The following is a 25,685-nucleotide window of genomic DNA, read 5'->3' as shown; positions in this document are numbered from 1 at the left end:
CGATTTCATGATAATTATTAATCTGTGAAATATGTCACCGCTTTAATATTTCCAGAAAAAATATCCGTGCAAACCGATTGAAATTTGGCTAACCGTCGCCATCTCTTATCTACGCGCTTCGCGAACACATTCAGTCAGGGCCAGAAGGCACCTGCCATACAGGAGATGCCAGTGCGCTGGATACCATTTATTGCTTTCTTTCTTTATGTTTACATTGAAATTTCGATTTTCATCCAGGTTGCCCATGTGCTGGGCGTCCTGCTGACGCTGATTCTGGTGATCTTCACCTCCGTCATCGGCATGTCGCTGGTGCGCAATCAGGGTTTCAAAAATTTCCTGTTAATGCAGCAGAAGATGGCCGCAGGCGAAAGCCCGGCCGCCGAGATGATCAAAAGCGTGTCGCTGATTATTGCTGGTTTGCTGCTGATCCTGCCGGGCTTCTTTACAGACTTCCTCGGCCTGCTGTTGCTGTTGCCGCCGGTGCAGAAGCACCTGACCATGAAGCTGCTGCCGCATCTGCGTTTCAGCCGTATGCCAGGCGGTGGTTTCAGCACCGGCCCGGGGGATACCTTTGAAGGGGAATACCAGCGTAAGGATGAGCAGCGCGACCGGTTAGATCATAAAGACGATCGGTGAGTTTCTGGCCCGGTGGCGCTCGCTCACCGGGCCTGCGGAGCTTGCCGCTTCGGTAAAAACACCCACAGTCCCGCCAGCATGACGATGGCGTACACACTCTTCCATCCCACCATCGCCAGCAGCATCAGGCACAGGACACACCCGACAGCCGCCAGCGCCTTAAAGCGTCCTTTCAGTAGCCGACAGCCCGCCAGCATGCACAGCAGGTAGATCATGATGAAAATACCGTTGGCGTAGACAATCAGCGCGTCAAGGTTGATGTCGAGGAGATAAATGGCCAGGGAACTCACCACGCAGCAGCCCAGTACGGTATTCAGCGCATTCACCGGAAGCTGACGCTTTGACAGGCGTGAGAGGGGGCTATCCGGTTTATAAAGTGCCTGAGACCACACCAGCCGGGCGAAGCTCTGAATATAAATGTTGAGGCTGGCAAAGCAGGCGAGATAGCCAATCACGCAGGCTACCCACAGGGCTTTAACACCAAACAGCTGCACCACGATGCCCGGCAGCGACGCGGCGGCGGCTTTCTCTTCACTGAACGCGTTGAAGTGCAGCACCAGTACGGTACAGGCCCAGTACACTGTGCCCGCCAGCATCAGGCCAATCATCAGAGCGCGGGGAAAGTCACGCTCGGGCTGTTTAAACTCGGATGCCAGATGAGCGAACGCCTCCAGACCGACGAAACACCAGAACATGACGGATAGTGCAGCGAAAAGCTGTGCGTGGTCGATGTCGTTAATCGCGGGGAAAGGAATATCCGCCACCGTAATGTCACCCGCAAACCAGATGGCGACGATCAGCGCGACAATTAACACGGCGACCAGCGTTTGCAGATTGGCGCTGGAACTGGCCCCTCGCGAGCCAACCCACCAGACAATCGCCAGCGTACCGATTTCAGCCAGCAGCAGTTGTTCATCGTGCCAGCCAAACAGCGCCTGTCCGAAGCCGGTTGCGATATGCAGGGCTGCCGGAAGGCCAACGGGTATCACCGACAAAAATAGCCAGCCGGTGACACGCTTCATCCGCGGCCCAAACGCCATGCCGACAAAATGCGCTACGCCGCCTGCGCTCGGGAAGTGCCGCCCGAGTATGGCAAAGACAATCGCCACCGGAAACACCAGCACGATCAGCACCGGCCATGCCCAAAGACTGTTATTGCCGGCAACCAACGCCGCCAGCGCGGGAACCGCAAATACCCCCGTGCCTAATAAAGACGTTGAGAGTAAGCCAATGCCCTGCGCCAGCCCCAACTCCTGCCTGAGTCCACTCATTTACCTCGTCCCGCCACCATCAAAAGAGAGTGGATGGTAACACTTTCGCAAATTTTTTTTCGATTACCCCTTGAAGGGGTAAAAAGCTATCCCCATCTCTCAGGGCACTAGCCGGAAAACCGCATGCGGACCGGCGTCATCCATAACTGATAATGACTTTCTCAAAGGAGAGCTATCAATGAGTATTCGTCCGTTACATGATCGTGTGATCGTCAAACGTAAAGAAGTTGAAACCAAGTCTGCTGGCGGCATCGTTCTGACCGGTTCAGCAGCAGCAAAATCAACGCGTGGCGAAATCATCGCTGTCGGTAAGGGCCGCATCCTGGAAAACGGAACTGTGCAGCCACTGGACGTTAAAGTTGGTGACATCGTCATTTTCAACGATGGCTACGGCGTAAAATCCGAGAAGATCGACAATGAAGAAGTGTTGATCATGTCCGAGAGCGACATTCTGGCAATTGTTGAAGCGTAATTAACGCACGAAAACTGTACGAATTTGAGGAAATAAGAACATGGCAGCTAAAGACGTAAAATTCGGTAACGACGCTCGTGTAAAAATGCTCCGCGGCGTAAACGTACTGGCAGACGCAGTGAAAGTCACTCTGGGCCCGAAAGGCCGTAACGTAGTGCTGGACAAATCCTTCGGCGCGCCAACCATCACCAAAGATGGTGTTTCTGTTGCACGTGAAATCGAGCTGGAAGACAAGTTCGAAAACATGGGCGCACAGATGGTGAAAGAAGTTGCCTCTAAAGCGAACGACGCTGCCGGTGACGGTACCACCACCGCGACCGTACTGGCGCAGGCGATCATCACCGAAGGCCTGAAAGCCGTTGCTGCGGGCATGAACCCAATGGATCTGAAACGTGGTATCGACAAAGCCGTCGCTTCCGCTGTTGAAGAACTGAAAGCGCTGTCCGTACCGTGCTCTGACTCTAAAGCCATTGCTCAGGTTGGTACTATCTCCGCTAACTCCGACGAAACCGTAGGTAAACTGATCGCTGAAGCGATGGATAAAGTCGGTAAAGAAGGCGTGATCACCGTTGAAGACGGTACTGGTCTGGAAGACGAACTGGACGTGGTTGAAGGTATGCAGTTCGACCGCGGTTACCTGTCCCCATACTTCATCAACAAGCCAGAAACTGGCGCTGTTGAGCTGGAAAGCCCGTTCATCCTGCTGGCTGACAAGAAAATCTCCAACATCCGCGAAATGCTGCCAGTGCTGGAAGCCGTTGCGAAAGCAGGCAAGCCGCTGGTAATCATTGCTGAAGACGTTGAAGGCGAAGCGCTGGCGACCCTGGTGGTTAACACCATGCGTGGCATCGTGAAAGTGGCAGCGGTTAAAGCACCTGGCTTCGGCGATCGTCGTAAGGCGATGCTCCAGGATATCGCTACCCTGACCGGCGGTACCGTGATCTCCGAAGAGATCGGTATGGAGCTGGAAAAAGCGACTCTGGAAGACCTGGGCCAGGCGAAACGCGTTGTGATCAACAAAGACACCACCACCATCATCGACGGTGTGGGTGAAGAAGCCGCTATTCAGGGCCGTGTTGGTCAGATCCGTAAGCAGATCGAAGAAGCAACTTCCGATTACGACCGTGAAAAACTCCAGGAGCGCGTAGCGAAACTGGCAGGTGGCGTAGCGGTAATCAAAGTCGGTGCGGCTACCGAAGTTGAAATGAAAGAGAAGAAAGCACGCGTTGACGACGCCCTGCACGCGACCCGTGCTGCGGTAGAAGAAGGCGTGGTTGCTGGTGGTGGTGTCGCGCTGGTGCGTGTAGCCGCTAAACTGGCTGGCCTGACTGCTCAGAACGAAGACCAGAACGTGGGTATCAAAGTTGCGCTGCGTGCAATGGAAGCTCCGCTGCGTCAGATCGTGTCCAACGCCGGTGAAGAGCCGTCTGTGGTTGCGAACAAGGTGAAAGCGGGTGAAGGTAACTACGGTTACAACGCGGCAACTGAAGAATACGGCAACATGATCGACTTCGGTATCCTGGATCCAACTAAAGTGACCCGTTCTGCTCTGCAATACGCGGCATCTGTAGCTGGCCTGATGATCACGACCGAGTGCATGGTGACCGACCTGCCTAAAGGCGACGCGCCTGACTTAGGTGCTGCTGGTGGTATGGGCGGCATGGGTGGCATGGGCGGCATGATGTAATCATGCTGTTCTGAACCTCTCAGAACGAGCCCCGGGCAGCAATGCCCGGGGTTTTTTTATTATCTTCTACTCAAACGTGCCTTTCACGCACACCACGCCTTCACGCACCATCTGGCGGCCTTTCGCCCAGACCTCACGGAGCTTCAGGTCATCCGTCAGCACCAGGAAATCGGCATCGCATCCGGGCGCGATCCGCCCTTTATGCTCCAGACCGAGAAACTCCGCCACGTTACGCGTAAATGGCAGAAGTGCCTCCTCCAGAGGCAGGTGATACCGGCCGACCAGCTGCTGTAGCGTATCAAGCAGGGACTCAAAATCCGCCACGCCAATGCCAACAAGATTACCGTTTGCGTCAAAATTCGGCTGGCTGCCGTTGCCATCCGAGCTGAGCGTGAGCCGGTTAAACGGCACCTGCGCGTCACGGGCCGTCGCGATGGCGGTAGCGGCATCAATGGGCTCACTGATGCTGGTGGTGATGTCGATGTACCCCCCTTCGCGGGCATAGTCCAGTGCGGCGTGGAACAGTGCCTGGGCGCGGTTGACGTGGGTTGGCAGCAGCTTCGTGCGAGGCACGTCGGCGTTATTCAGGATGTTAAGCAGTGGCTCCAGCAGTTTAGGGCTGTTGCCGAGGTGAAATACGGATATCCCCGCTTTGGCGCCCAGCAGCCCGCCGACGCGTGACTGGGCGGCCATATTCGCGAGCTGGTCATCTGCCGGTGCGGAAGAGCGATGGTCAGAAATCGCGCATTTCACGCCAATGATTTTATCAATTAGCGCCACATCCTTTTCGATACTGCCAGTGATCGTCGGAGAAGGCAGGCCATACGCGCCTGTCAGCATCCATGCGCTGATCCCTTCATGCTCAAGTGCCCGCGTTTTCGCCAGCAGCGACTCGGGATGGCGGGTCACGCCGTCGGTGCCCAGCAGGCCTACAACGGAGGTGATGCCAGCCGCCACCAGCGCAGACAATCGTACCTCTGGCGTCCGGGTGTGGGGACCGGCTTCACCGCCGCCGCCAATCAGGTGTACATGCTGATCGATAAACCCCGGGCAAACCACCGCTCCGGCGAGATCGCTTTCAGGGCAGTCTGGCCTCATTGTGGCGTGGCCAGCTTTTTCGACTGCGACGATTTTTCCTCCGGCAATCAGCAGATCGCAATGCCCAAGATCCTCGGGAGCGTAAAGCTGCGCATTGCGGAAAAGGTGCGGTTCCAGCACTGAAAAATCCATTTTTATCTCCTCAGAAGAGTAGTTGCATCACCCACATTGAGAGCAGGGCGTTAATGACGCAGACAGCGATGATGTGCGGATAATACTTCGGGTTGACGCCTGCGGTGCCAAGGCAACGGCCCGTGTTTTGCACCGGATTACCCATCAGATAGATGGCGGGCAGCAGGATGGTGGCATCGTGACCGTTGAGCGTGCCGGCAGCGACCAGACTGGCGCAGACCCCCACACCGCCCCCCATGCTCATCACCGAGGCCAGAAGAACCGTTGCCGCCGCACCCGGAAGTCCCCACAGAGCCATGATGGGCTCGCATACCCTGCCGACAATATCCAGCAGGCCGGTTACCTTGAGCGCCTGAATGATAACAAACGCCATGACCACGTTCGGCAGCAGGCTGGTGGTGGCGATGGTAAAGCCGCGGCGGGCGCCATCGATAAACAAGTCCATGATATTTTTACGCGACTGGGCGATCATTTTTCCTCCTGAGCGCAGCGAACTTCCATGTGGGCGATCCACAGTCGCAGAAAGTTCGCGCCAACAAATTTGAACACCAGAATGACGGCAAGCGGCGTGATTACCGGGACGGTAATAAAGGTAAAGAGTGCAGCGCCGGAAGAAAAATAGTTGGTAATAATGGCGCTACCGCTGGTCTGGAAGGTGGCGAAAATGGCGCGCTCATGGTCAGTAATCGCCCCTTCGTTGGTCAACTCTTTGGTCATCCCTGCGGCAGCATCAGTATTTTGCAGGTTGGCGATAAGCGCCAGAGAGCAAATGCCCGGCACGCCGAGCAGCGGGCGCAGAATGGGCGTCATAAGCTGTTGTGCGGCGCGCAGCCCGCCCAGCCCCTCGGTAACGGCAATGATCCCGAGCGATAAAATGACCGAGGGCGCCAGTTCAAGGGCAAACAAAAACCCATCTTTCGCTCCCGTGCCGCCCTCGCCGCGAAACGTCAGCGCACCGTTCACCGGTCCAAAGCTGCCGTTCAGGACGGTAAAATCCAGCACGCGCCACCATTCGGTACTTTTGGCGAAAAAACCTGAGAAAAATACGATGGTGAGCACGAACGCCAGATAGCCCACCCAGGTTACTTTTTCCTCTCCTGAGGATGATGCACTCATGAAACCCCCTTTTTTGAGTCGCGTACAAAAGTTGTACGTCGCATCACTAAAAACGATCGGGGGCTAAAACACGATATCCCAAAGGTTATTATCAGAATTCATTTAAGATGTCGGAGGAGTGCCAGCGGAATCTGGCTCGCAGAAATGCTCAGCATTTTTCTTTTGGTCATCTTTTTAGTATAAGGTTTACACGCGGACAACTACTGTCCAGCTTATTGAAAACGAGGAATAACATGCGCATAAAAGTCTGTGCAGGGATTGTAGGTGCAGCATTGCTGCTGGCGGGTTGTAGCACCAGCAATGAGCTGACGGCAGCGGGCCAGAGCGTTCGCTTTGTGGAAGATAAGCCGGGCAGCGAATGCCAGCTGTTAGGCACCGCCACTGGCGAGCAAAGCAACTGGATGTCGGGGCAGCACGGCGAAGAGGGCGGCTCTATGCGCGGTGCGGCCAATGCCCTGCGTAATCAGGCTGCGGCAATGGGCGGCAACGTGATTTACGGGGTGAGCAGCCCGACGCAGGGGATGCTGTCCAGCTTTGTGCCAACCGCCAGCCAGATGAACGGCCAGGTCTATAAGTGCCCGAACTGATATAACCGTTTGATGGTGCTGCCGCTTTATCTCCAGGGCAGGTAAGCGTAGCGCCACCTGCCTTTTTACTGCTGACGCAGCTGCAAATCCAGCGGCGTCTTACTCGGCTCTCCGCCAATCTCACGTGCCAGCTTCGGCACCATATAACCTGAAACCAGCGTTAACAGCTCGCGCATAATCTTCCGGGCCTCTTCATCTGTCACCATGAAGTGCGCCGCGCCCTGGACGCGATCCAGAACATGCAGGTAATAGGGCATAACGCCCGCATCAAATAAGGCATTGCTGAGATCGGCCAGCACGCGGGCGCTGTCGTTCACGCCGCGCAGTAATACGCTCTGGTTGAGCAGCGTCACGCCTGCCTTTCGCATACGCGCCATCGCCGCACGAAAGTCCGCGTCAATTTCATTCGCGTGGTTGATATGATTCACCAGCAGCACCTGCAAACGGGACTGCTCCAGGCGCGTGACCAGGGCGTCGGTGATACGCGCCGGGATGACGATCGGTAAACGGCTGTGAATGCGCAGACGCTTAATGTGCGGGATGGTCTCAAGCTGAGTCAGCAGCCAGTCCAGCTCATGATCTTTTGCCATCAGCGGATCGCCGCCGGAAAAAATGATTTCATCCAGTTCCGGGTGTGCCGTGATGTAGTCCAGCGCCACCTGCCAGTTGCGCTTATTGCCCTGGTTTTCGGCGTACGGGAAGTGGCGACGGAAGCAATAGCGGCAATTTACCGCGCAACCGCCCTTAACCAGCAGCAGGGCACGATTGCGGTATTTATGCAGCAAACCCGGTACGACACTGTTCTGCTCTTGCAGCGGATCGGTGCTGTAGCCGGGGGCGGTAATAAACTCATCCTGAGAGGTAAGCGTTTGTTTTAATAACGGATCATCAGGATTGCCCTTTTCCATTCGGGCAACAAACGCGCGGGGAACGCGCAGGGCGAAAAGGCGTTTCGCCTCACGACCTGCACGCAACGCTTCGTGCTGTTCGAGGTCTAAAAGACGCAGCAATTCATCAGGACTGGTGATTACATCGGCAAGTTGCGATAACCAATCTTCTCTGGACGGGGTGTTTAGGGTTACAATATGCGCCATTTTGTGGCTTAGCTACCAGTTAACAAATTTAGAGGGCCTTATGGCAACGTACTATAGCAACGATTTTCGTGCTGGTCTTAAAATCATGATGGACGGCGAACCGTACGCGGTTGAAGCCAGCGAATTCGTTAAACCAGGTAAAGGCCAGGCATTCGCACGCGTAAAGCTGCGTCGCCTGCTGACCGGTACCCGTGTTGAGAAAACCTTCAAATCTACTGACTCCGCTGAAGGCGCTGATGTTGTCGATATGAACCTGACTTACCTGTACAACGACGGTGAGTTCTGGCACTTCATGAACAACGAAACCTTCGAGCAGCTGTCTGCGGACGCAAAAGCGATTGGTGACAACGCCAAGTGGCTGCTGGATCAGGCTGAGTGCATCGTGACCCTGTGGAACGGTCAGCCTATCGCGGTTACGCCTCCGAACTTCGTTGAGCTGGAAATCGTTGAAACCGATCCAGGTCTGAAAGGTGATACCGCAGGTACTGGCGGCAAGCCTGCCACCCTGTCTACCGGCGCTGTGGTGAAAGTGCCACTGTTCGTACAGATCGGTGAAGTGATCAAAGTGGATACCCGCTCCGGCGAATACGTATCCCGCGTGAAGTAATTTACGTCGTGATGTAAGGCGCAGCGCCCGCTGCGCCTGATTTTGCAGGCAGGGAAGATGAAACGTACCGTTAAAATTCTGCTTCTGTTAGCGCTCTCCAGCGCAATTCTCTCCGGTTGCAACACCGCGCGTGGCATGGGTGAAGATATCCAGGATCTCGGCCATATCATTTCCCATGCGGCCAGCTAATTCCGTCTAATTTTCCTAAAAATTCTTCCTTTTCCGTCAAACGACAAGATCTTGTCTATTCTTAAGTTGCTATACACAAAATAACTTTGGCTATAAAAGGAAGATATTATGGTTAAGAAAACAATTGCAGCGATCTTTTCTGTTCTGGTGCTTTCTTCGGTACTGACTGCATGTAACACCACCCGTGGCGTAGGGGAAGATATCTCCGACGGTGGTAACGCGATTTCTGGCGCAGCAACTAAAGCTCAGAACTAATGAAAGCGACGGTACGGCAGGTCATTTCACCGTACCGTCAATTCTCCACTTCCTGTAGCGATAAAAACGGGGAGTAGCGCGTATCCATATGTAGCTTCATGCGGATATTGCGTTTGTACGTGTACACCGTTTTTCCGTTAATGCGCAGATTGCTGGCAATTTTCTGGTTGCTCGCGCCATCCATCCACAGGCTAAGAACTCTCTCTTCCTGACGCGTCAGTAACGGTGCTGCCATCTCCGGAAGCTCCGCGCTTGCGCATGACGTTAGCGCGTCATTTATCACCGCCGCTAGTTTTTCCAGATCGGTATTTTTGGAAAGAGAAGACCATATCGGGAACTGCGCCAGATAATCTGTCATCTCTTGCTCCTGGCCTGATTGCAGCATAATAAAAGGCAATGTTTCGCTGGCAATCAGCAGGGAGGATAGCTGCTGAAAATGGTGTAAATCCTGCCGGAAGCCAGATAAATCAGCGATGACCAGCGCAGGTTTCCATTGCAGGATATGCTCTCTGGCGAGGAAAAGATTATTTACCCCGGTTACGACGAAATGACCCGAAAACAGGTCTGAATGATTGACCCAGGCTTCAAATCCCGTGCGGGTGAAGTGACAACGGTCAATCAAAAGAATTTTAAACATAAAATTTTCGCAGTCGGCTAGTGGTTTGGCTTCCTGCCATCAGAAAGCCTATCATCATAGAGAAGTCGGATGAGTCATAAATGCCTGAACTCCGTGTCTTACTGAGGCTATTTCTTGCCTTAACATGTTCAGCAGAAAAAGTTTGAAAAAAAATTCCATGCTAACCAAAATATAAGGCGCAACCTCAGCCTTGCGGGACGACCCGTAAGCGCTTCATTCATCGGGGACGGCCCCAACTTGTCGTTAAGTTAAGGAGCCTGATATGTCCTGGATCGTTCTTGTTATTGCCGGTTTGCTCGAAGTGGTATGGGCAATTGGCCTGAAATATACCCATGGTTTTACCCGCCTGACGCCCAGCGTCATCACTATCGCCGCAATGATTGTCAGTATCGTCATGTTGTCATGGGCGATGCGAAGCTTGCCAGTCGGAACGGCTTACGCTGTCTGGACGGGAATTGGCGCGGTAGGGGCTGCCATTACCGGTATTCTGCTGCTGGGGGAGTCTGCGAGCCTGGCGCGCATCGCCAGCCTCGCGTTAATCGTCGCGGGTATCATCGGGTTAAAACTCAGTACCCACTAATGCGGCTGTTTTACCCAGAGTAATTTCGTCACGTCAAACCCTTGCCGGGTCGCTATGTCCAGCATCTGCTGTTTCATTTCCGCCGGGATCGTTGGCGTGCGGGAGAGGAGCCACAGATAGTTGCGATCCGGCCCACACACCAGCGCATGGCGGTACTCTCTGTCCAGCGCAATGACGTTATACCCGCCGTAGAATGGGCCGATGAAAGAGACTTTCATGGCCGCGCGGTTAGACGCGCCGGTGAAATAGGCCTGACCAACTGACTGCTGCCACATCTGGCGATCCGGGTTATAGCCGCGGTTAATGACCTGGATCCCGCCGTCATCCATCGCGCTGTAGTTGACCGTGACTTTTTCTAAGCCCCGTTCGAACTGATGGTCCATTCGGGCGATTTCATACCAGGTGCCGAGGAAGCGCTGTGCGTCGAAATTACTGACTACCGTGACGCCAGGCGGAGGAGTAGGGGAACTGCAAGCAACCACTAAAAACGCGGCTGTTACTGCGGCAATAACAGGCAGAATGCGCATAGGAGTTTCCTTACTGTTTTTTGTTAAGTGTAGATGACAGCAGGGAAAATGCGGGAGATTGTGTAGGGTGTTTTGCCGGGTGGCGGCTTCGCCTTACCCGGCCTACAAAGTTCACGCGTTGTGTAGGCCGGGTAAGGCGAAGCCGCCACCCGGCAATGTTTTACTGTAGCGCCTCGAGGATATGGTATGCCGCCTCAACGCGTGCCGGGTTCGGATAGCTTTTATTCGCGAGCATCACAATACCGATCTGCTTTTCAGGAATAAAGGCCACGTAGCTGCCAAACCCGCCGGTAGAACCCGTTTTATGGACCCAGGACGCTTTGACCGGGGGAGCCGGTGGATTCACTTCTGCCACGGGTAACGGCGCCAGCGCTACCTTACTGTCGCTGCCTTCGACCACCGTGTTGGCCTCCACGGGCCAGTTGAGCATCTCCCAGCCCAGACCCTGATACATTGACCCGATACGCCAGTAGCGCGACTGCGCCAGCGCGATGCCCTGCTTAAGTGAGGCATCGGCAACCTTTTCCGGCGCCATGTTTGCCATGACCCAGTTCGCCATATCCTGCACGTTGGTTTTCACGCCATAGGCTTGTGCATCCAGCATTCCCGGCGAAACGCGCACCGCTTTACCGTCACGATAGCCCCAGGCGTAATGCGCCTCTTCCGCTTTCGGAACGTTAATCCAGGTATGGTCCAGCTTGAGCGGCTTAAGGACCCGCGTCGTCATGGCCTGCTCATAGGGCATGCCGGAAGGTTTGACCGCCAGCGCACCAAAAAGACCGATGCTGGCGTTGGCGTAAAGACGCGTTGTGCCAGGCTTCCACTGCGGCTGCCAGTTTTGATAAAAGCGCAGCAGGGAGGCGTTATCCGTGACCTCATCCGGTACCTGTAGCGGCAGGCCGCCAGCGGTGTAGGTGGCGAGATCCAGCATACGAATACCCTGCCACTGCTTGCCCGTCAGCTGTGGCCAGTATCTGGTCACCGGATCGTCCAGCGAAATTTCACCGCGAGCAATGGCATCCCCACCTAAAACGCCGGTGAAGGTTTTACTTATAGAACCCAGCTCGAACAGGGTCTGAGGCGTAACGGGTTTATTCGCCGCGATATCGGCCTTGCCAAACGTGTAATAGTGCGGTTTTCCCTGATAAATAACGGCCACCGCCATGCCTGGAACAGACTGGGCTTTCATCAGCGGGGTAACCGTATTCGCGACCACCTCCGCCAGCTGTTTTTCTGATACTGGCGCGGCGAGAGCAGAGCAAGAGAGGCCCAGCAGCAGGGCGCAGCAAAGGGATTTTTTCATCATCAGTAATCTTCCGTAATAGCGAGTCAAGGGGATGTCCGGGCCCGTCAGACAGGCGTAGTCTGTTGGATTTGACTGTGCCTGACAAACGGTTAAATTTAGCATTAGCTGTTAATTTTTCTAACGGAAGAGACCATGACGCGAAGCTATCTCCCCCTCAATTCGCTTCGGGCTTTTGAAGCTGCCGCGAGACATCTCAGCTTTACGCATGCGGCCATTGAGCTGAACGTGACCCATTCAGCCATTAGCCAGCATGTGAAAACGCTGGAGCAGCACCTGAACTGTCAGCTGTTCGTTCGCGTGTCGCGCGGGCTGATGTTGACTACCGAGGGTGAAAATTTACTGCCGGTGCTGAATGATTCTTTCGATCGTATAGCCGGAATGCTGGATCGCTTCGCTAACCATCGTGCGCAGGAGAAGCTGAAAATCGGCGTGGTGGGTACATTTGCCACCGGGGTTTTATTCTCGCAGCTGGAGGATTTTCGCCGTGGCTATCCGCACATCGATCTTCAGCTTTCCACCCATAACAACCGCGTTGATCCGGCTGCCGAAGGGCTTGACTATACGATCCGATACGGTGGCGGGGCGTGGCACGGCACCGAGGCTGAATTCCTTTGTCATGCGCCGCTCGCGCCGCTGTGTACGCCCGATATCGCCGCCAGTCTGCACAGTCCGGCCGACATCCTCAGGTTTACGCTGCTGCGCTCTTACCGACGCGATGAATGGACCGCGTGGATGCAGGAGGCCGGCGAGCATCCCCCTTCGCCAACGCACCGCGTGATGGTATTTGATTCGTCCGTGACCATGCTGGAGGCCGCTCAGGCAGGGGTGGGCATTGCCATTGCGCCTGTCGATATGTTTACCCATCTGTTAGCCAGCGAGCGCATTGTGCAGCCCTTTGCGACGCAGATTGAGCTCGGCAGCTACTGGCTGACCCGATTGCAGTCCCGGGCAGAAACGCCAGCCATGCGCGAATTTTCCCGGTGGCTGGTGGAGAAGATGAAAAAGTAAAAAGCCCGCCGGATGGCGGGCCTGTTCAGTCAGATGGTGACCACGGCAATCAACGTGACGACCGTCAGAATGGTCGCCAGACCGTAGAAGACCCATTTACCGCTTGGCACATGGATTTTCAGATCGTGCATCGCATGGTGGATACGGTGCAGACCACACCACAGCGGCAGGACGATCATCAGGAAGATGAACACGCGGCCAATAAAGCTGCTCGCAAAGGCCAGTACGCGCTCATAGCTCAGCGCATCGCCCGGGAACAACCCCAGCGGCAGCATGATCCCGACCAGCAGGATAATGACCGGGGCAATAATGGCGTTCCACATGCCGCCTGCGCCAAACAGCCCCCAGAAAACCGGCTCGTCTGAACGTTTTGGATTTGGATTGATCACAGTAGTCTCCTTACCAGAACAGTGCGACAAACAGAATGACCACAGAGACAACTGCTGTCACTGCCCAGAGCCCTTTAATGACCGGCTCTGGCCCCATTTTTTCGCCTTTTACAATGATATTCGCTGCTTTTGGCGCCAGTTCAAACCAGGTTTTGGTATGAAGCAGCGCGGCGGCGAGCACAATCAGGTTCAGTACTACGATGATTGGGTTTTGCAGGAAGCCCACAAAACTGGCCCAGGCTTCCGGGCCGTGCTTGAGGGCATACACCCCGTACATCAGTTCGAGGCTGAACCAGACCGCGGGAACTGCCGTGCCTTCACGCAGCATATAGAAGCGATAAAACGGCAGTTTTTTCCACCAGGTGGACGGCATTGGTCGCACGTAGGCTTTGCGTTTAGTCGTCATCATGCACTCCTTAGCGTGGTTTCAGGGTAGCGATAAGAAAGTCTTTCGAGCTTTCCACCTTACCCTGCTGAATGGCGGCGGCCGGGTCGACATGCTTCGGACAGACTTCGGAGCAGTAACCGACAAACGTGCAGGTCCAGACCCCGTTCTGGCTGTTCAACTGGGCCATACGTTCTTTTTTGCCGTGGTCGCGGCTGTCTTCGTTATAGCGGTGCGCCAGGGTAATGGCGGCCGGGCCGATAAACTCAGGGTTCAGGCCAAACTGTGGACAGGCGGCGTAGCACAGGCCGCAGTTGATGCATCCGGAGAACTGATGGTATTTCGCCATCTGCGCGGGCGTCTGGGTGTTTGGCCCCTGATCCGGTGTGCGCGGGTTGCCGATGATGTACGGCTTAATCGCTTCGAGGCTTTCGATAAAGTGGGTCATGTCGACCACCAGATCGCGCTCAATCGGGAAATTGCCCAGCGCTTCAACCTTGATGCCTTTGGTGTAATCACGCAGGAAGGTTTTACACGCCAGCTTTGGCACCTTGTTGACCATCATGCCGCAGGAGCCGCAAATTGCCATGCGGCAGGACCAGCGGTAGCTCAGGTCTGGGGCCAGGTTATCTTTGATATAGCCGAGCGCATCCAGCAGGGAGGTTTGCTCGTCGTAAGGGACTTCATAGAAAGCGCTATGCGGCGCGGCGTCCACTTCCGGATTGTAGCGCACCACTTCAACTTTCAGTTTTTGCATCTCAGCCATTCGCCTTCTCCTTCTTATCGGCGGCTTCTGCTTCTGCACCGTACACGCGTTTCGCCGGTGGCAGCGTGGTGATTTTCACGTCGCTGTAGTCCAGACGGGTGGTGCCATCCGCATCGCGCCAGGCGAGAGTGTGTTTAAGGAAATTGACGTCGTCACGTTCAGTGCAGCCCTCATCCAGACGCTGGTGCGCGCCGCGGGACTCTTTACGCGCCAGGGCGGAATGGGCCATACATTCTGCGACGTTCAGGCCGTGGCCCAGTTCAATGGTATAAAGCAGTTCGGTATTGAATACGCTGGAAGTGTCGGTGATACGCACGCGCTTGAAGCGCTCCTGCAACTCCGCCAGCTTATCGACGGTTTTCTGCATCAGCTCTGGCGTACGGTAGATCCCGCAGCCTTCTTCCATCGACAGCCCCATTTCGTCGCGGATCTTCGACCAGTTTTCGTTACCTTCCTGGTTCACCAGGTCTTTCAGGCGTTTTTCGACGTCTACAACCTGCGCATCCAGCGCCGCGCTGTTAGCTTCACCTGCCGTTGCGGCACGCTCCACCGCACGTTCGCCCGCCATGCGACCAAAGACCACCAGCTCAGCCAGCGAGTTCGAGCCCAGACGGTTTGCGCCGTGCAGACCGACGGAGGAACACTCGCCCACCGCAAACAGCCCTTTGATGCGGGTTTCGCACTGCTGATCGGTTTCGATGCCGCCCATGGTGTAGTGCGCGGTTGGACGCACCGGGATCGGTTCTTTCACCGGATCGACGCCCACATACGCTTTCGCCAGCTCGCAGATAAACGGCAGACGCTCCAGCAGTTTCTTCTCGCCGAGATGACGCAGGTCGAGATGCACCACGTCGCCGCGCGGCGTTGAGATGGTGTTGCCTTTGCGCCACTCGTGCCAGAAAGCCTGAGAGACTTTGTCGCGAGGGCCGAGTTCCATGTATTTGTTTTTCGGCTCGCCAAGTGGGGTTTCCGGACCCATGCCGTAATCCTGCAAATAGCGATAGCCGTTTTTGTTGACCAGAATTCCGCCTTCGCCGCGGCAGCCTTCCGTCATCAGTATGCCGGAGCCCGGTAGGCCGGTTGGGTGATACTGGACGAACTCCATATCACGCAGCGGGACGCCGTGGCTGAGCGCCATGCCCATACCGTCACCGGTGACGATGCCGCCGTTGGTGTTGTAGCGGTATACGCGGCCCGCGCCGCCCGTTGCCATCACCACCGCATTAGCGCGGATCTGGACAAGCGTGCCTTCCATCATGTTCATCGCCACCAGTCCGCGCGCATGACCGTCGTCGACCAGAATGTCGAGAACGAAATGTTCGTCAAAGCGCTGGATTTGTGGGAACTGGAGGGAGGTCTGGAACAGGGTGTGCAGCATGTGGAAGCCGGTCTTATCGGCGGCAAACCAGGTGCGTTCGATCTTCATGCCACCGAAGCGGCGGACGTTGACGCTCCCGTCCGGACGGCGGCTCCACGGGCATCCCCACTGTTCCAGCTGGGTCATCTCCGTTGGGCAATGGTGCACGAAGTAATCAACGACATCCTGTTCGCAAAGCCAGTCGCCCCCTGCAACCGTGTCGTGGAAATGGTATTCGAAGCTGTCATGATCCTGCGCGACGGCAGCGGATCCTCCTTCTGCGGCTACCGTGTGGCTGCGCATCGGATAGACTTTTGAAATCAATGCGATTTTAGCGTTCGGATTGGCTTGTGCCGCAGCAATTGCAGCGCGTAATCCAGCCCCGCCAGCGCCTATTACGGCAAGATCGGCTTGAAAAGTTTGCACGACATTCCTCCAGATTTTTGTTTTCCCGCAACGCGATGAGCTAAAGGACGTTCACCTGCCCGAACGGGCGATTGCGGAAGCGATTCCACTGCTCCTTTATGGGTAAAACAGTATAACCGCGTAGAAGGGAGGGAAATTTGACGTGTTCGATTTTTTTGCTGTTCTGTGCGGTGATTTATCATCGTGATTAATGAATGGCGTCACAGTATTTCTCTGTGCAATGAAAAGGGACTTTTACTGTGCAAAATTTGTCTCTGCCCCGGCTTACGAGTAGACTTCGTGCCCTTGTCTGAAAACGGAGAAATAACTCATGAGCGAAACGGCCACCTGGCAGCCGAGCGCATCCATTCCAAACCTGCTAAAGCGCGCAGCAATTATGGCGGAGATCCGCCGTTTCTTTGCCGACCGCGGCGTCCTGGAGGTGGAAACGCCGTGCATGAGTCAGGCGACGGTTACGGATATTCATCTGGTCCCGTTTGAAACCCGTTTTGTTGGCCCAGGCCACTCTCAGGGCATGAATCTGTATCTGATGACCAGCCCGGAATACCATATGAAGCGTCTGCTGGCGGCCGGGTGTGGTCCGGTCTATCAGCTGTGCCGTAGCTTCCGTAATGAAGAGATGGGCCGACACCATAATCCGGAATTCACCATGCTGGAGTGGTACCGCCCGCACTACGACATGTATCGTCTGATGAACGAAGTCGACGATCTGCTGCAACAGGTGCTGGATTGCGCGGAAGCTGAAACGCTCTCCTATCAGCAGGCCTTCCAGCGCCATCTGGAAATCGATCCGCTGTCGGCTGATAAAACACAGCTGCGTGAAGTGGCGGCAAAACTGGATCTGAGCAATGTGGCGGATAACGAAGAGGACCGCGACACGCTGTTGCAACTGCTGTTCACCTTTGGCGTTGAACCGCAAATTGGTAAAGATCGCCCGACGTTTGTCTATCACTTCCCGGCCAGCCAGGCCTCGCTGGCGCAGATCAGCACCGAAGATCACCGCGTGGCGGAACGGTTTGAGGTGTACTTCAAAGGCATTGAGCTGGCGAACGGTTTCCACGAGCTGACCGACGCGCGCGAACAGCAGCAGCGTTTCGAGCAGGATAACCGCAAGCGCAACGCGCGCGGTCTGCCGCAGCAGCCGATTGACACCAACCTGCTGGAAGCGCTTAAGGCCGGTTTGCCGGACTGCTCCGGCGTGGCGCTGGGTGTGGATCGTCTGGTCATGCTGGCGCTGGGTGCCGAGCAGCTGGGCGATGTGATTGCCTTTACGGTCGATCGCGCCTGAAAAAATGCCGGGTGGCGCTGTCGCTTACCCGGCCTACTCGGTCATTTAACTCTGCCACATTAAAAACTGCTCTTTTCGCTATAGACGGGTCTTTTTCTTAAATTGCCTCGGATAGCCACAATATTTGTCTGGTCATCTGCTACCATCCGCGCAGTTTAATTCCGTTTCGGATGGTTATATGTCTCACTCACTCAAAAAAATGACCCTTACCGGGCTCATTCTGATGATTTTTACGTCAGTCTTTGGCTTTGCCAATAGCCCGTCCGCGTTTTATCTGATGGGCTACAGCGCGACGCCGTTTTATATCGTTTCCGCTCTGTTCTTCTTTATCCCGTTTGCGCTGATGATGGCGGAGATGGGCTCGGCGTACCGGAAAGAAGAGGGTGGCATCTATTCGTGGATGAACAACAGCGTCGGTCCGCGTTATGCGTTTATCGGTACGTTCATGTGGTTTTCATCCTACGTCGTCTGGATGGTCAGCACGGCGGCCAAGGTCTGGGTGCCGTTCTCAACGTTTCTCTTCGGTGCGGATAAAACGCAGGTCTGGTCTCTGGCGGGGCTGAGCTCCACGCAGGTGGTCGGTATTCTGGCGGTGTGCTGGATGGTGGTGGTCACGCTGGTGGCCTCGAAAGGCATCAACAAAATTGCCCGTATCACTGCCGTTGGCGGTATTTCCGTGATGTGCCTGAACCTGGTGCTGCTGCTGGTCAGCATCGCCATTCTGTGCCTGAACGGCGGGCATTTCGCACAGGAAGTCAACTTCGTTTCATCGCCTAATCCGGGTTACCAGTCCGGACTGGCCATGCTCTCCTTCGTGGTGTTTGCCATCTTTGCTTACGGTGGAATTGAAGCCGTGGGCGGCCTGGTCGACAAAACCGAAAATCCGGAAAAGAACTTCGCCAAAGGCATTATCTTTGCCGCCATCGTCATATCCATTGGCTACTCACTGGCGATTTTCCTCTGGGGCGTCAGCACCAACTGGCAGCAGGTACTGAGCAATAACACTACCAACCTCGGCAACATTACCTACGTGTTGATGAAAAGCCTGGGGGTGACGCTGGGCAACGCCATGGATCTCGCGCCGGAAACGTCGGCCACCCTGGGGATCTGGTTTGCGCGGATTACCGGTTTGTCGATGTTCCTCGCCTATACTGGCGCGTTCTTCACGCTGATCTACTCGCCGCTGAAAGCGATTATTCAGGGGACGCCAAAGGCGCTGTGGCCTGCACGTATGACTCAGCTGAACGCTGCCGGTATGCCTGCCAACGCGATGTGGATGCAGTGCATGCTGGTGTGCGTGTTCATTCTGCTGGTGTCCTTCGGCGGTGATACCGCGTCGGCGTTCTATAACAAGCTGACCCTGATGGCAAACGTATCGATGACGCTTCCGTATCTGTTCCTGACCCTGGCGTTCCCGTTCTTTAAGGCGAAGCAGGATCTGGAACGACCGTTTGTGATCTTCAAAACCCGTGCGGCGACGCTGCTGGCGACCACTGTTGTGGTGCTGGTCGTCGCGTTCGCCAACATTTTTACCGTCATTCAGCCCGTTGTTGAGGCAAATGACTGGAACAGCACGCTGTGGATGGTTGGCGGACCGATCTTCTTCTCGCTGCTGGCAATGGGGATTTATGAGCATTACCGTCGTCGCTCGACGGCCTGTGTAGCAGAAGTGGCATAAAGGATTGACCCCCTCCCGATGGGGAGGGGGAAAGGATTACAAACTTCCCGCCGGGCGCGTACGCGCCGCTGACGTCAACGTTCTTCCCGTCTTACGTCCGTCCAGCGTTTCCAGACGCATCTGGAACGGTGGGAACGGCATATCAATTCCGTGCTCGCGGAAGCCAGCCAGAATCAGCTGGTGGATCTCATGGCGCAGCGGCATACGGTGTCCCATCTCGGCGGCGTAGATACGCAGCTCGAAAATCTGGATCCCCTGCTGCAAATCAACCAGGAAGACTTCCGGCGGTGGGTTGTCGATTACCAGCGAACAGCGTTCAGCAGCCGTATACAGGATCTGCGTCACCTCTTCGCTGTTGGCATCCGACGGAGCGGGTACGGTCAGCACCACACGCGTGACGGAGTCGGACAGCGACCAGTTGATAAACTGCTCGGTGATAAATGCCTTGTTCGGGACGATGATCTCTTTACGGTCCCAGTCGCTGATGGTGGTGGCACGGGTGTTGATCCTGGTGACGCTGCCGGTGAGATCGCGGATGGTCACCGTATCACCAATTCGAATCGGCTTTTCAAACAGAATGATCAGACCAGAAACGAAGTTGGCAAAAATCTCCTGTAAACCAAAGCCCAGGCCTACGGTCAGGGCGGCAACCAGCCATTGCAGTTTTGACCATTCGATACCAATCATCGAGAAGCCGACCAGCCCACCAAACAGCATGATTAAATACTTGGTGATGGTGGTGATGGCATAGCCTGTGCCTGGGGTTAAATCCAGATGCTGCAACAGCGCCAGCTCCAGCAAGGCAGGGAAGTTACGTATCAGCTGGGTGGTGATGATCAGCACCAGAATCGCAATCAGCACGGCCCCTAAGGTGATGGGCTCCAGGCTTTCGACTCCCTGCACCGTGGATGTCACATCCCATAAAGAGATGTTCTCCAGGAAGCCAAACGCGGAGTGGATTTCTGACCACAGGTAGATCACCGACAGCAGGGCAACCAGCATCAGAATTGAGCGTACCAGCCGCAGGGACTGGGTACTTATCGCATCCAGATCCAGTTCGACGTCATCAGCGTCTGTAGTCCCTTCGGTGCTGTTGACGTGGTTTGGCTCTTCCTCACCCCGCGCGCGCTGGGCCAGAATTTCTGCGCGACGATGTTTAGCACGGTCAAACGCCAGACGACGACGCTGGATCAGCATGCCGCGGCGGATAACATGGTAGACCACCAGCAGCAGGAACCAGATGGCCACCGACGTTTCCAGTCGGGCGAGCAGCGCCTGCGACGTGGCGAGATAACCGACCGCTGCCGCCAGCATCGCCGCCAGCGGCGCGCTGAGCAGCAGGTTCCACAGCAGACGGTTTAACATGTTATCGCCGCTGCCGGTCTTGTCGAGATAGAGCGGGATCCCGGCGCGTTTCAGGCTGAGCGTCACTACCGCTAACGCCCCGCAGATCAGCATAAAGCACAGCCGTCCCAGCGAGCCGGAGAACTCCCGGTCATTGAGATTATCGAACATGATCAACGCCATAATCAGCGGCACAATCAGCCCGATACTCATCAGGTAGTAACGCATCGCCCGCGCAACGCGATTACGCGGCCAGCCAAAGTGAGCGATGAACAGACCATTTGGCCGCGCAAACGTGGCGCAAATCATCACCACCCACAGCAGCGGGACGGTGGCGGTCACGCCATCGCCAATCGCGACGGCAAGCGGGTAGGGCCAGGCTTCACGCAGTCCGTATCCGAGCGTCATCCACAGCACCGGCAGCGGAGACGCGACCAGAATTGACCAGAACACCGTACGCAACGTCAGCCAGAAGTGATCCTGGGTTACTTTTCCCACTCGGGCGCTGGAGCGCTCAAGGAAACGGGTAAAGTGACGACGGGAATAAATACTGAAGCCCACCAGAATCAGCGCCCCCAGCAACGGGAAGATAGTCTCCTTGCTGGTTATCATCATTACGCTGGCGAGGCCCAGCTGGCTAAAGGTGTCCAGCGAAATGAGGCGGCGCAGATCCTGCACGATCTCAATCGGCCAGGCGAAGGTCATCGGCCGCACGTCGGACGTCCAGAAAAGGTAACGGTGCGTGGCTTCGTTGACCTCTTTCAGCGCATCCTCCAGCTGGCTATTCGAGACTTTCAGCTTGGTCAGCTCAAGGATCAGCGTATCGCCCCCCTGCAACAGGGAATTGAGCAGTTCGCGTTGGGTGCGCAGCTGCGCTTCCAGAATACGACTTTGCTCGCCGGTGAGCGGCTGTCCGTCAGCCTGACGGATCTGGCGGATTTGCGGCTGCTTGTTGAGGAGATCTTCATAATGAAGACGCTGAACACGCAGCTGCGCCATCTCCGTATCAAGCTGCTGTGGTTTTGGCATCTCTGGCAGACGGGCCACCTGCGCGCGTAACGCTTCGCCCAACAGGTTAGACGAGCCAAGCCACTGGGACTGTTCACGCAGCGTGTTGAGTGCCTGACGAACCTGAAGGGTTTGATTGGTAGCCTGACGCTGCTGCGAGGCCACCAAATCCATGCGCTGCGCCTGCTGATTCAGCGCAGCAGAAAGCTCGCGGTTAACCTTAAACTGGGCGACGATGCTGTCGGGCAGGTTAGCGCTGTTTTCGGCCAGTAACTCTGTGCTTTCCAGAGCACGTTCAGCTTCACGCTGACGCTGGCTGTTGAGTTGATTTCTCAGCGCCTGGAGATACGCATCCAGCTGCTGGCTCTGCTTCTGCGCCAGCTCGGAACGCATCCGCGACAGCTCCTGGCGGTTGTTAGCGGAAAGCTGCGCCAGCTCCAGTTCATCAACCAGGGCTTTTAGTCTGGCGGATTCCGCCTGCAACCCAAGATTTTGCGCCTGATTCTGCGGTGTGCTGCCCGTCTGCGTCCCGATGCGGCGTTCCACCTCATTTAACTGACGGCGGGCATCGGTTTGCTGCTGTGGAAGCTGACTGAGGGAATCGGCAATTTCACGCGCCCGTTCCTGCTCCTGCTGCGCCAGACGGCTTTTTTCTAGCAGCTGGCTGCTGACTTGCAGGATCTCCTGATTCAGCGCCTCGGACGTCATCCCCGCGGGGACCTGGCGTGGTTCATCGCGCAGGTTGTTTAGCTGCGAGCGCAGGGTCTGAGAGAGTTTGGGGAAATTGTCGATAACCTGTTGATACTGCTGCGCGCGCTCAAGGGAACCCTTTCGTTCCTCAAGCGCGTTCAGTGCAGACTGGAGCGACTCAACGGTCTCCGGCTGAGCGGGTTTTGCCGCTTTTGCCTGCTCCAGCTCCTGGGTTATCTGTTTGGCGTCGGGGGCCGTCGCTGCGTACGCCCCCATGCTGAGGCACCAGGCCATCAGTAATACGATAATCGGGCGCACGTCAGCGATCCTTCTGTTGTTAGCCTTCGTCTTTTTTGTCGTCAACCAGCGGGCTGGCGTCGTGCTCGGCTTTGATCTCATCTTCCGGCAACGGGGCTGGCGCAACGTCTGGTGTTGCAAAGACCTCCGTCGATACTGCCAGAGGCTGGCCGAGTTTGGTCACGGACAGGCTTTCCAGCTCGTCGACCAGGTTAACTTTGCCCGGAGCGAACAGGTTGATGACCGTTGAGCCCAGCTTGAAGCGGCCCATTTCCTGACCTTTCAGCAGGGCCACAGAACCTTCTTCTTCGCCGGCAGGCCAGGTCCAGCGCTTGATCACGCCTTCGCGTGGCGGAGTAATGGTGCCCGCCCAGACGGTTTCGATGCTGCCTACAATGGTAGCACCCACCAGAATCTGCGCCATTGGGCCAAATTCAGTATCAAACAGGCAGATGACGCGCTCGTTACGGGCAAACAGGTTAGGAACGTTTTGCGCCGTCAGGTGATTGACGGAGAACAGATCCCCCGGCACGTAAATCATCTCGCGCAGAATACCGTTACACGGCATATGCACGCGGTGGTAATCGCGCGGGGAGAGATAGGTGGTCGCGAAAGTCCCGTTACGGAACAGATCGGCCATTATGTAGTTACCGGCCAGCAGCGCTTCCAGGCTGTAGTTATGGCCTTTCGCCTGCAAAATTTTGTCGTTTTCAATTTTACCCAGCTGGCTGATCACGCCGTCCGCTGGCATCACCAGCACGTTCGGGTCGGTATTCAGCGGACGCACTTCGTCGCGCAGCGGACGCACAAAAAATTCGTTGAAGGTACGATAGCTTGCCGTATCCGGCTTCTGCGCTTCTTTCATGTCGACCTTGTAGTATTTCACGAACAGGTCGATGACCAGTTTGGTCAGCCAGCCCGCTCGTTTGCTCGCGCCCCAGCCCGCCAGGCGAGTGAGCCACAGTTTCGGCAGAATGTATTGAAGCGAAAGTTTAAATGAGTTTAACAAGGTAGCCTCCAGGCCATTGTTTTGTCGTTCCTGATCCGGCATTACGCTGCCGGAACCTGAAAAAAAGGGGACGATTTTAGCGACGCTTAGCTTAGTTGTCAGTTATCAGAATCAGAAAAGTTTTTACGCGTTTTTACCTGATCCATGCTTTCGAGAATGCGGTGGTAATTTTCGAAACGGGTTTCCGCAATTTCACCGTTCTCCACCGCTTCGCGGATGGCGCAGCCCGGATCGTTGTCATGTTTACAGTCGCGGTATTTGCAAGCGCCTAAATAGTCATGGAATTCGACAAATCCGTTAAAGATTTGTTCCGGCTCGAGGTGCCAGAGACCAAATTCACGCACGCCTGGTGAGTCAATCACATCGCCGCCGTGCGGGAAGTGATAGAGACGTGAGGCGGTGGTGGTGTGCTGGCCCAGCCCGGAGACGTCCGACACATCGTTGGTCAGGATCTCCTGCTGAAGGCCGAGCAAATTGTTAAGCAGACTGGATTTACCCACGCCGGACTGCCCTGCAAAGATGCTGATGCGGTCGGTTAGCGCATCTTCCAGCGGCTTCAGGCCGTCTTTGGTGCGGCTGGACACCATCAACACGCGATAGCCAATGTTGCGGTAAATATCCATCTGCTCATTGACAAAGGCCATGGCCTCGTCATCCAGCAGATCGATTTTATTCAGCACGATAAGCGGCTCAACCTGTAGCGTTTCGCAGGCCACCAGATAACGGTCAATAATGTTGAGTGAAAGCTCAGGCAAAATCGCCGAAACGATCACGATCTGGTTAATGTTGGCGGCAATGGGCTTCACGCCGTCGTAGAAATCCGGACGGGTCAGAACCGACGTGCGTTCATGCACGGCTTCAACGATGCCTTTAACCGTTACCCCTTCCGCCGCCTCCTTGCCCGGACGCCAGACCACGCGGTCACCGGTCACCAGGGAACGGATGGTGCGACGGATATTGCAACGGTGGATATCCCCGTCGGCAGATTCGACATCGGCGTGCATGCCGAAGCGGCTAATCACAACGCCTTCTGTCGCTTCGCCAAACAGGTTGTCGTCGTAATCGGGCTTCTCCGTAGTGGTTTTAAGACGGCGCTGGTGATTTGCATTCACGCGGCGCTGCTGCCCTTTGGAGAGTTTATTTTTACTCAATCGCGCTGGCTCCTGGTCGCCCGTAGCGGGCAAAACCTCTATGATACACTCTAATTAATACTAGTTAACCTGCTACTGCCGGTTATGCGAGAAGGGTGGAAAATAACATGAGCGCGGACGAAAACAACCTGATTTGGATCGATCTGGAGATGACCGGCCTTGATCCCGAGCGCGATCGCATTATTGAGATCGCCACACTGGTCACCGATGCCAACCTCAATATTCTGGCGGAAGGCCCAACGATTGCCGTGCACCAGTCCGATGACCAGCTTGCGCTGATGGATGAGTGGAACGTGCGTACCCATACCGGCAGCGGGCTGGTGGAACGCGTGAAGGCCAGCACCCTGGGCGACCGCGAAGCGGAGCTGGCGACGCTTGAATTTCTGAAGCAGTGGGTGCCGGCAGGAAAATCGCCTATCTGTGGCAACAGCATTGGTCAGGATCGTCGTTTCCTGTTTAAGTACATGCCGGAGCTGGAGTCCTACTTCCACTACCGCTATCTGGATGTGAGCACCCTGAAAGAGCTGGCCCGCCGCTGGAAACCGGAAATTCTCGACGGCTTCACAAAGCAGGGGACGCACCAGGCGATGGATGACATCCGTGAGTCTGTTGCGGAGCTGGCGTACTATCGCGAAAACTTTATTAAGCTCTGATTTTGCGATCCGGCGCCTTGCGTGGCCGGGTTTTTGTCGCTA

27 protein-coding genes are annotated in these 25,685 nt (G+C 55.7%); 12 read left to right on the top strand and 15 right to left on the bottom strand.

The genetic code is table 11. From position 1 onward, the window contains the following. The first annotated feature begins 171 nt into the window (after window positions 1–171). The gene (locus DD606_RS10360) at window positions 172–636 is read left to right on the top strand and encodes an FxsA family protein (protein ID WP_003855925.1); all 465 of its coding nucleotides are present in this window, start codon (window positions 172–174) and stop codon (window positions 634–636) included. Between the two features lie 23 nt (window positions 637–659). Here the strand turns inward: DD606_RS10360 and yjeH are convergent, their stop codons facing one another. Beyond that, the gene (gene yjeH, locus DD606_RS10355; protein WP_045337467.1) at window positions 660–1,907 is read right to left on the bottom strand and encodes an L-methionine/branched-chain amino acid transporter; all 1,248 of its coding nucleotides are present in this window, start codon (window positions 1,905–1,907) and stop codon (window positions 660–662) included. A gap of 178 nt (window positions 1,908–2,085) precedes the next feature. Here yjeH and DD606_RS10350 point away from each other — a divergent pair, with 178 nt between their 5' ends. Both DD606_RS10350 and groL read left to right on the top strand, forming a co-directional pair. Beyond that, on the top strand, window positions 2,086–2,379 hold the full coding sequence (locus DD606_RS10350; protein WP_003855929.1) for a co-chaperone GroES: 294 nt from the start codon (window positions 2,086–2,088) through the stop codon (window positions 2,377–2,379). A 40-nt stretch (window positions 2,380–2,419) separates the two neighbouring features. After that, window positions 2,420–4,066, top strand: a complete 1,647-nt coding sequence (groL, locus tag DD606_RS10345; protein ID WP_003855930.1) for a chaperonin GroEL — start codon at window positions 2,420–2,422, stop codon at window positions 4,064–4,066. A 66-nt stretch (window positions 4,067–4,132) separates the two neighbouring features. On the opposite strand, the gene iadA is transcribed toward groL, so the two are convergent. Genes iadA through DD606_RS10330 form a run of 3 tightly spaced genes read right to left on the bottom strand, consistent with a single transcriptional unit; the run spans window position 4,133 to window position 6,412 of the window. Beyond that, window positions 4,133–5,296, bottom strand: coding sequence for a beta-aspartyl-peptidase (gene iadA / locus DD606_RS10340; RefSeq protein WP_109949043.1), 1,164 nt, complete (start codon window positions 5,294–5,296; stop codon window positions 4,133–4,135). A 10-nt stretch (window positions 5,297–5,306) separates the two neighbouring features. Further along, window positions 5,307–5,768: a YjiG family protein gene (locus DD606_RS10335; RefSeq protein WP_032661233.1), complete on the bottom strand. Its 462-nt coding sequence runs from the start codon at window positions 5,766–5,768 to the stop codon at window positions 5,307–5,309. After that, window positions 5,765–6,412 carry a nucleoside recognition domain-containing protein gene (locus DD606_RS10330; protein WP_022650246.1) on the bottom strand — a complete coding sequence of 216 codons (648 nt, stop codon included), beginning with the start codon at window positions 6,410–6,412 and terminating at the stop codon, window positions 5,765–5,767. The genes DD606_RS10335 and DD606_RS10330 overlap by 4 nt, the downstream gene beginning before the upstream one ends. 233 nt (window positions 6,413–6,645) lie before the next feature. On the opposite strand from DD606_RS10330, the gene DD606_RS10325 reads away from it, so the two are divergent. Beyond that, on the top strand, window positions 6,646–6,999 hold the full coding sequence (locus tag DD606_RS10325) for a DUF4156 domain-containing protein (RefSeq protein WP_003855938.1): 354 nt from the start codon (window positions 6,646–6,648) through the stop codon (window positions 6,997–6,999). Window positions 7,000–7,064: 65 nt separating this feature from the next. On the opposite strand, the gene epmB is transcribed toward DD606_RS10325, so the two are convergent. Next, window positions 7,065–8,093 (bottom strand): EF-P beta-lysylation protein EpmB, encoded by a 1,029-nt coding sequence (gene epmB, locus DD606_RS10320; protein WP_003855939.1) that lies wholly within the window; start codon window positions 8,091–8,093, stop codon window positions 7,065–7,067. A 40-nt stretch (window positions 8,094–8,133) separates the two neighbouring features. On the opposite strand from epmB, the gene efp reads away from it, so the two are divergent. From efp to ecnB, 3 genes are all read left to right on the top strand, one after another. Next, entirely contained in the window at window positions 8,134–8,700 is a 567-nt protein-coding gene (efp, locus tag DD606_RS10315) for an elongation factor P (RefSeq protein WP_003855940.1), read from the top strand. Window positions 8,701–8,757: 57 nt separating this feature from the next. Further along, on the top strand, window positions 8,758–8,889 hold the full coding sequence (locus tag DD606_RS10310; RefSeq protein WP_003855941.1) for an entericidin A/B family lipoprotein: 132 nt from the start codon (window positions 8,758–8,760) through the stop codon (window positions 8,887–8,889). 108 nt (window positions 8,890–8,997) lie between these two features. Continuing rightward, complete coding sequence (gene ecnB, locus DD606_RS10305; protein ID WP_003855942.1) at window positions 8,998–9,144, top strand: lipoprotein toxin entericidin B; 147 nt, start codon at window positions 8,998–9,000, stop codon at window positions 9,142–9,144. A gap of 37 nt (window positions 9,145–9,181) precedes the next feature. Here the strand turns inward: ecnB and DD606_RS10300 are convergent, their stop codons facing one another. Beyond that, a complete protein-coding gene (locus DD606_RS10300) occupies window positions 9,182–9,781 on the bottom strand; it encodes a LuxR C-terminal-related transcriptional regulator (protein ID WP_022650247.1) in 600 nt (199 codons plus the stop codon). A 262-nt stretch (window positions 9,782–10,043) separates the two neighbouring features. Here DD606_RS10300 and sugE point away from each other — a divergent pair, with 262 nt between their 5' ends. Beyond that, a complete protein-coding gene (gene sugE, locus DD606_RS10295) occupies window positions 10,044–10,361 on the top strand; it encodes a quaternary ammonium compound efflux SMR transporter SugE (RefSeq protein ID WP_003855944.1) in 318 nt (105 codons plus the stop codon). On the opposite strand, the gene DD606_RS10290 is transcribed toward sugE, so the two are convergent. Both DD606_RS10290 and DD606_RS10285 read right to left on the bottom strand, forming a co-directional pair. Then, entirely contained in the window at window positions 10,358–10,888 is a 531-nt protein-coding gene (locus tag DD606_RS10290; RefSeq protein WP_129258588.1) for a lipocalin family protein, read from the bottom strand. The two genes, sugE and DD606_RS10290, sit on opposite strands and share 4 nt — an antisense overlap. 160 nt (window positions 10,889–11,048) lie before the next feature. Further along, window positions 11,049–12,194, bottom strand: a complete 1,146-nt coding sequence (locus tag DD606_RS10285; protein WP_045331818.1) for a cephalosporin-hydrolyzing class C beta-lactamase ACT-41 — start codon at window positions 12,192–12,194, stop codon at window positions 11,049–11,051. A 132-nt stretch (window positions 12,195–12,326) separates the two neighbouring features. Between DD606_RS10285 and ampR the strand changes: the two genes are divergently transcribed. Further along, a complete protein-coding gene (ampR, locus tag DD606_RS10280; protein ID WP_058672824.1) occupies window positions 12,327–13,202 on the top strand; it encodes a LysR family transcriptional regulator AmpR in 876 nt (291 codons plus the stop codon). Between the two features lie 29 nt (window positions 13,203–13,231). On the opposite strand, the gene frdD is transcribed toward ampR, so the two are convergent. From frdD to frdA, 4 genes are read right to left on the bottom strand one after another with little or no spacing between them, the layout of a single operon-like run. Continuing rightward, window positions 13,232–13,591 (bottom strand): fumarate reductase subunit FrdD, encoded by a 360-nt coding sequence (gene frdD, locus DD606_RS10275; protein ID WP_045347145.1) that lies wholly within the window; start codon window positions 13,589–13,591, stop codon window positions 13,232–13,234. 10 nt (window positions 13,592–13,601) lie between these two features. Continuing rightward, window positions 13,602–13,997, bottom strand: coding sequence for a fumarate reductase subunit FrdC (frdC, locus tag DD606_RS10270; protein ID WP_003855953.1), 396 nt, complete (start codon window positions 13,995–13,997; stop codon window positions 13,602–13,604). Between the two features lie 10 nt (window positions 13,998–14,007). Next, window positions 14,008–14,742: a succinate dehydrogenase/fumarate reductase iron-sulfur subunit gene (locus DD606_RS10265; RefSeq protein ID WP_003855955.1), complete on the bottom strand. Its 735-nt coding sequence runs from the start codon at window positions 14,740–14,742 to the stop codon at window positions 14,008–14,010. Then, a complete protein-coding gene (gene frdA, locus DD606_RS10260) occupies window positions 14,735–16,525 on the bottom strand; it encodes a fumarate reductase (quinol) flavoprotein subunit (RefSeq protein WP_023324036.1) in 1,791 nt (596 codons plus the stop codon). The genes DD606_RS10265 and frdA overlap by 8 nt, the downstream gene beginning before the upstream one ends. Window positions 16,526–16,835: 310 nt before the next feature. On the opposite strand from frdA, the gene epmA reads away from it, so the two are divergent. Then, window positions 16,836–17,813 (top strand): elongation factor P--(R)-beta-lysine ligase, encoded by a 978-nt coding sequence (gene epmA / locus DD606_RS10255; RefSeq protein WP_003855960.1) that lies wholly within the window; start codon window positions 16,836–16,838, stop codon window positions 17,811–17,813. A 178-nt stretch (window positions 17,814–17,991) separates the two neighbouring features. Next, window positions 17,992–19,491, top strand: coding sequence for a glutamate/gamma-aminobutyrate family transporter YjeM (gene yjeM / locus DD606_RS10250; protein ID WP_003855961.1), 1,500 nt, complete (start codon window positions 17,992–17,994; stop codon window positions 19,489–19,491). 36 nt (window positions 19,492–19,527) lie between these two features. Here the strand turns inward: yjeM and mscM are convergent, their stop codons facing one another. The 3 genes from mscM to rsgA all read right to left on the bottom strand — a co-directional run bounded on the left by mscM (window position 19,528) and on the right by rsgA (window position 24,990). Next, window positions 19,528–22,851 (bottom strand): miniconductance mechanosensitive channel MscM, encoded by a 3,324-nt coding sequence (gene mscM, locus DD606_RS10245; protein ID WP_003855962.1) that lies wholly within the window; start codon window positions 22,849–22,851, stop codon window positions 19,528–19,530. A gap of 19 nt (window positions 22,852–22,870) precedes the next feature. After that, on the bottom strand, window positions 22,871–23,839 hold the full coding sequence (gene asd / locus DD606_RS10240; RefSeq protein WP_003855963.1) for an archaetidylserine decarboxylase: 969 nt from the start codon (window positions 23,837–23,839) through the stop codon (window positions 22,871–22,873). A 98-nt stretch (window positions 23,840–23,937) separates the two neighbouring features. After that, window positions 23,938–24,990, bottom strand: coding sequence for a small ribosomal subunit biogenesis GTPase RsgA (rsgA, locus tag DD606_RS10235; protein WP_003855964.1), 1,053 nt, complete (start codon window positions 24,988–24,990; stop codon window positions 23,938–23,940). A gap of 107 nt (window positions 24,991–25,097) precedes the next feature. On the opposite strand from rsgA, the gene orn reads away from it, so the two are divergent. Further along, a complete protein-coding gene (gene orn, locus DD606_RS10230; protein ID WP_003855965.1) occupies window positions 25,098–25,643 on the top strand; it encodes an oligoribonuclease in 546 nt (181 codons plus the stop codon). Window positions 25,644–25,685 lie beyond the last annotated feature (42 nt).

This window comes from Enterobacter cloacae complex sp. GF14B (assembly GCF_004136805.1).
GTDB lineage: Bacteria > Pseudomonadota > Gammaproteobacteria > Enterobacterales > Enterobacteriaceae > Enterobacter > Enterobacter hormaechei_C.
The sequence above is the reverse complement of the archived record's forward strand: the minus strand, read 5'-3'. Positions and strand labels throughout refer to the sequence as shown.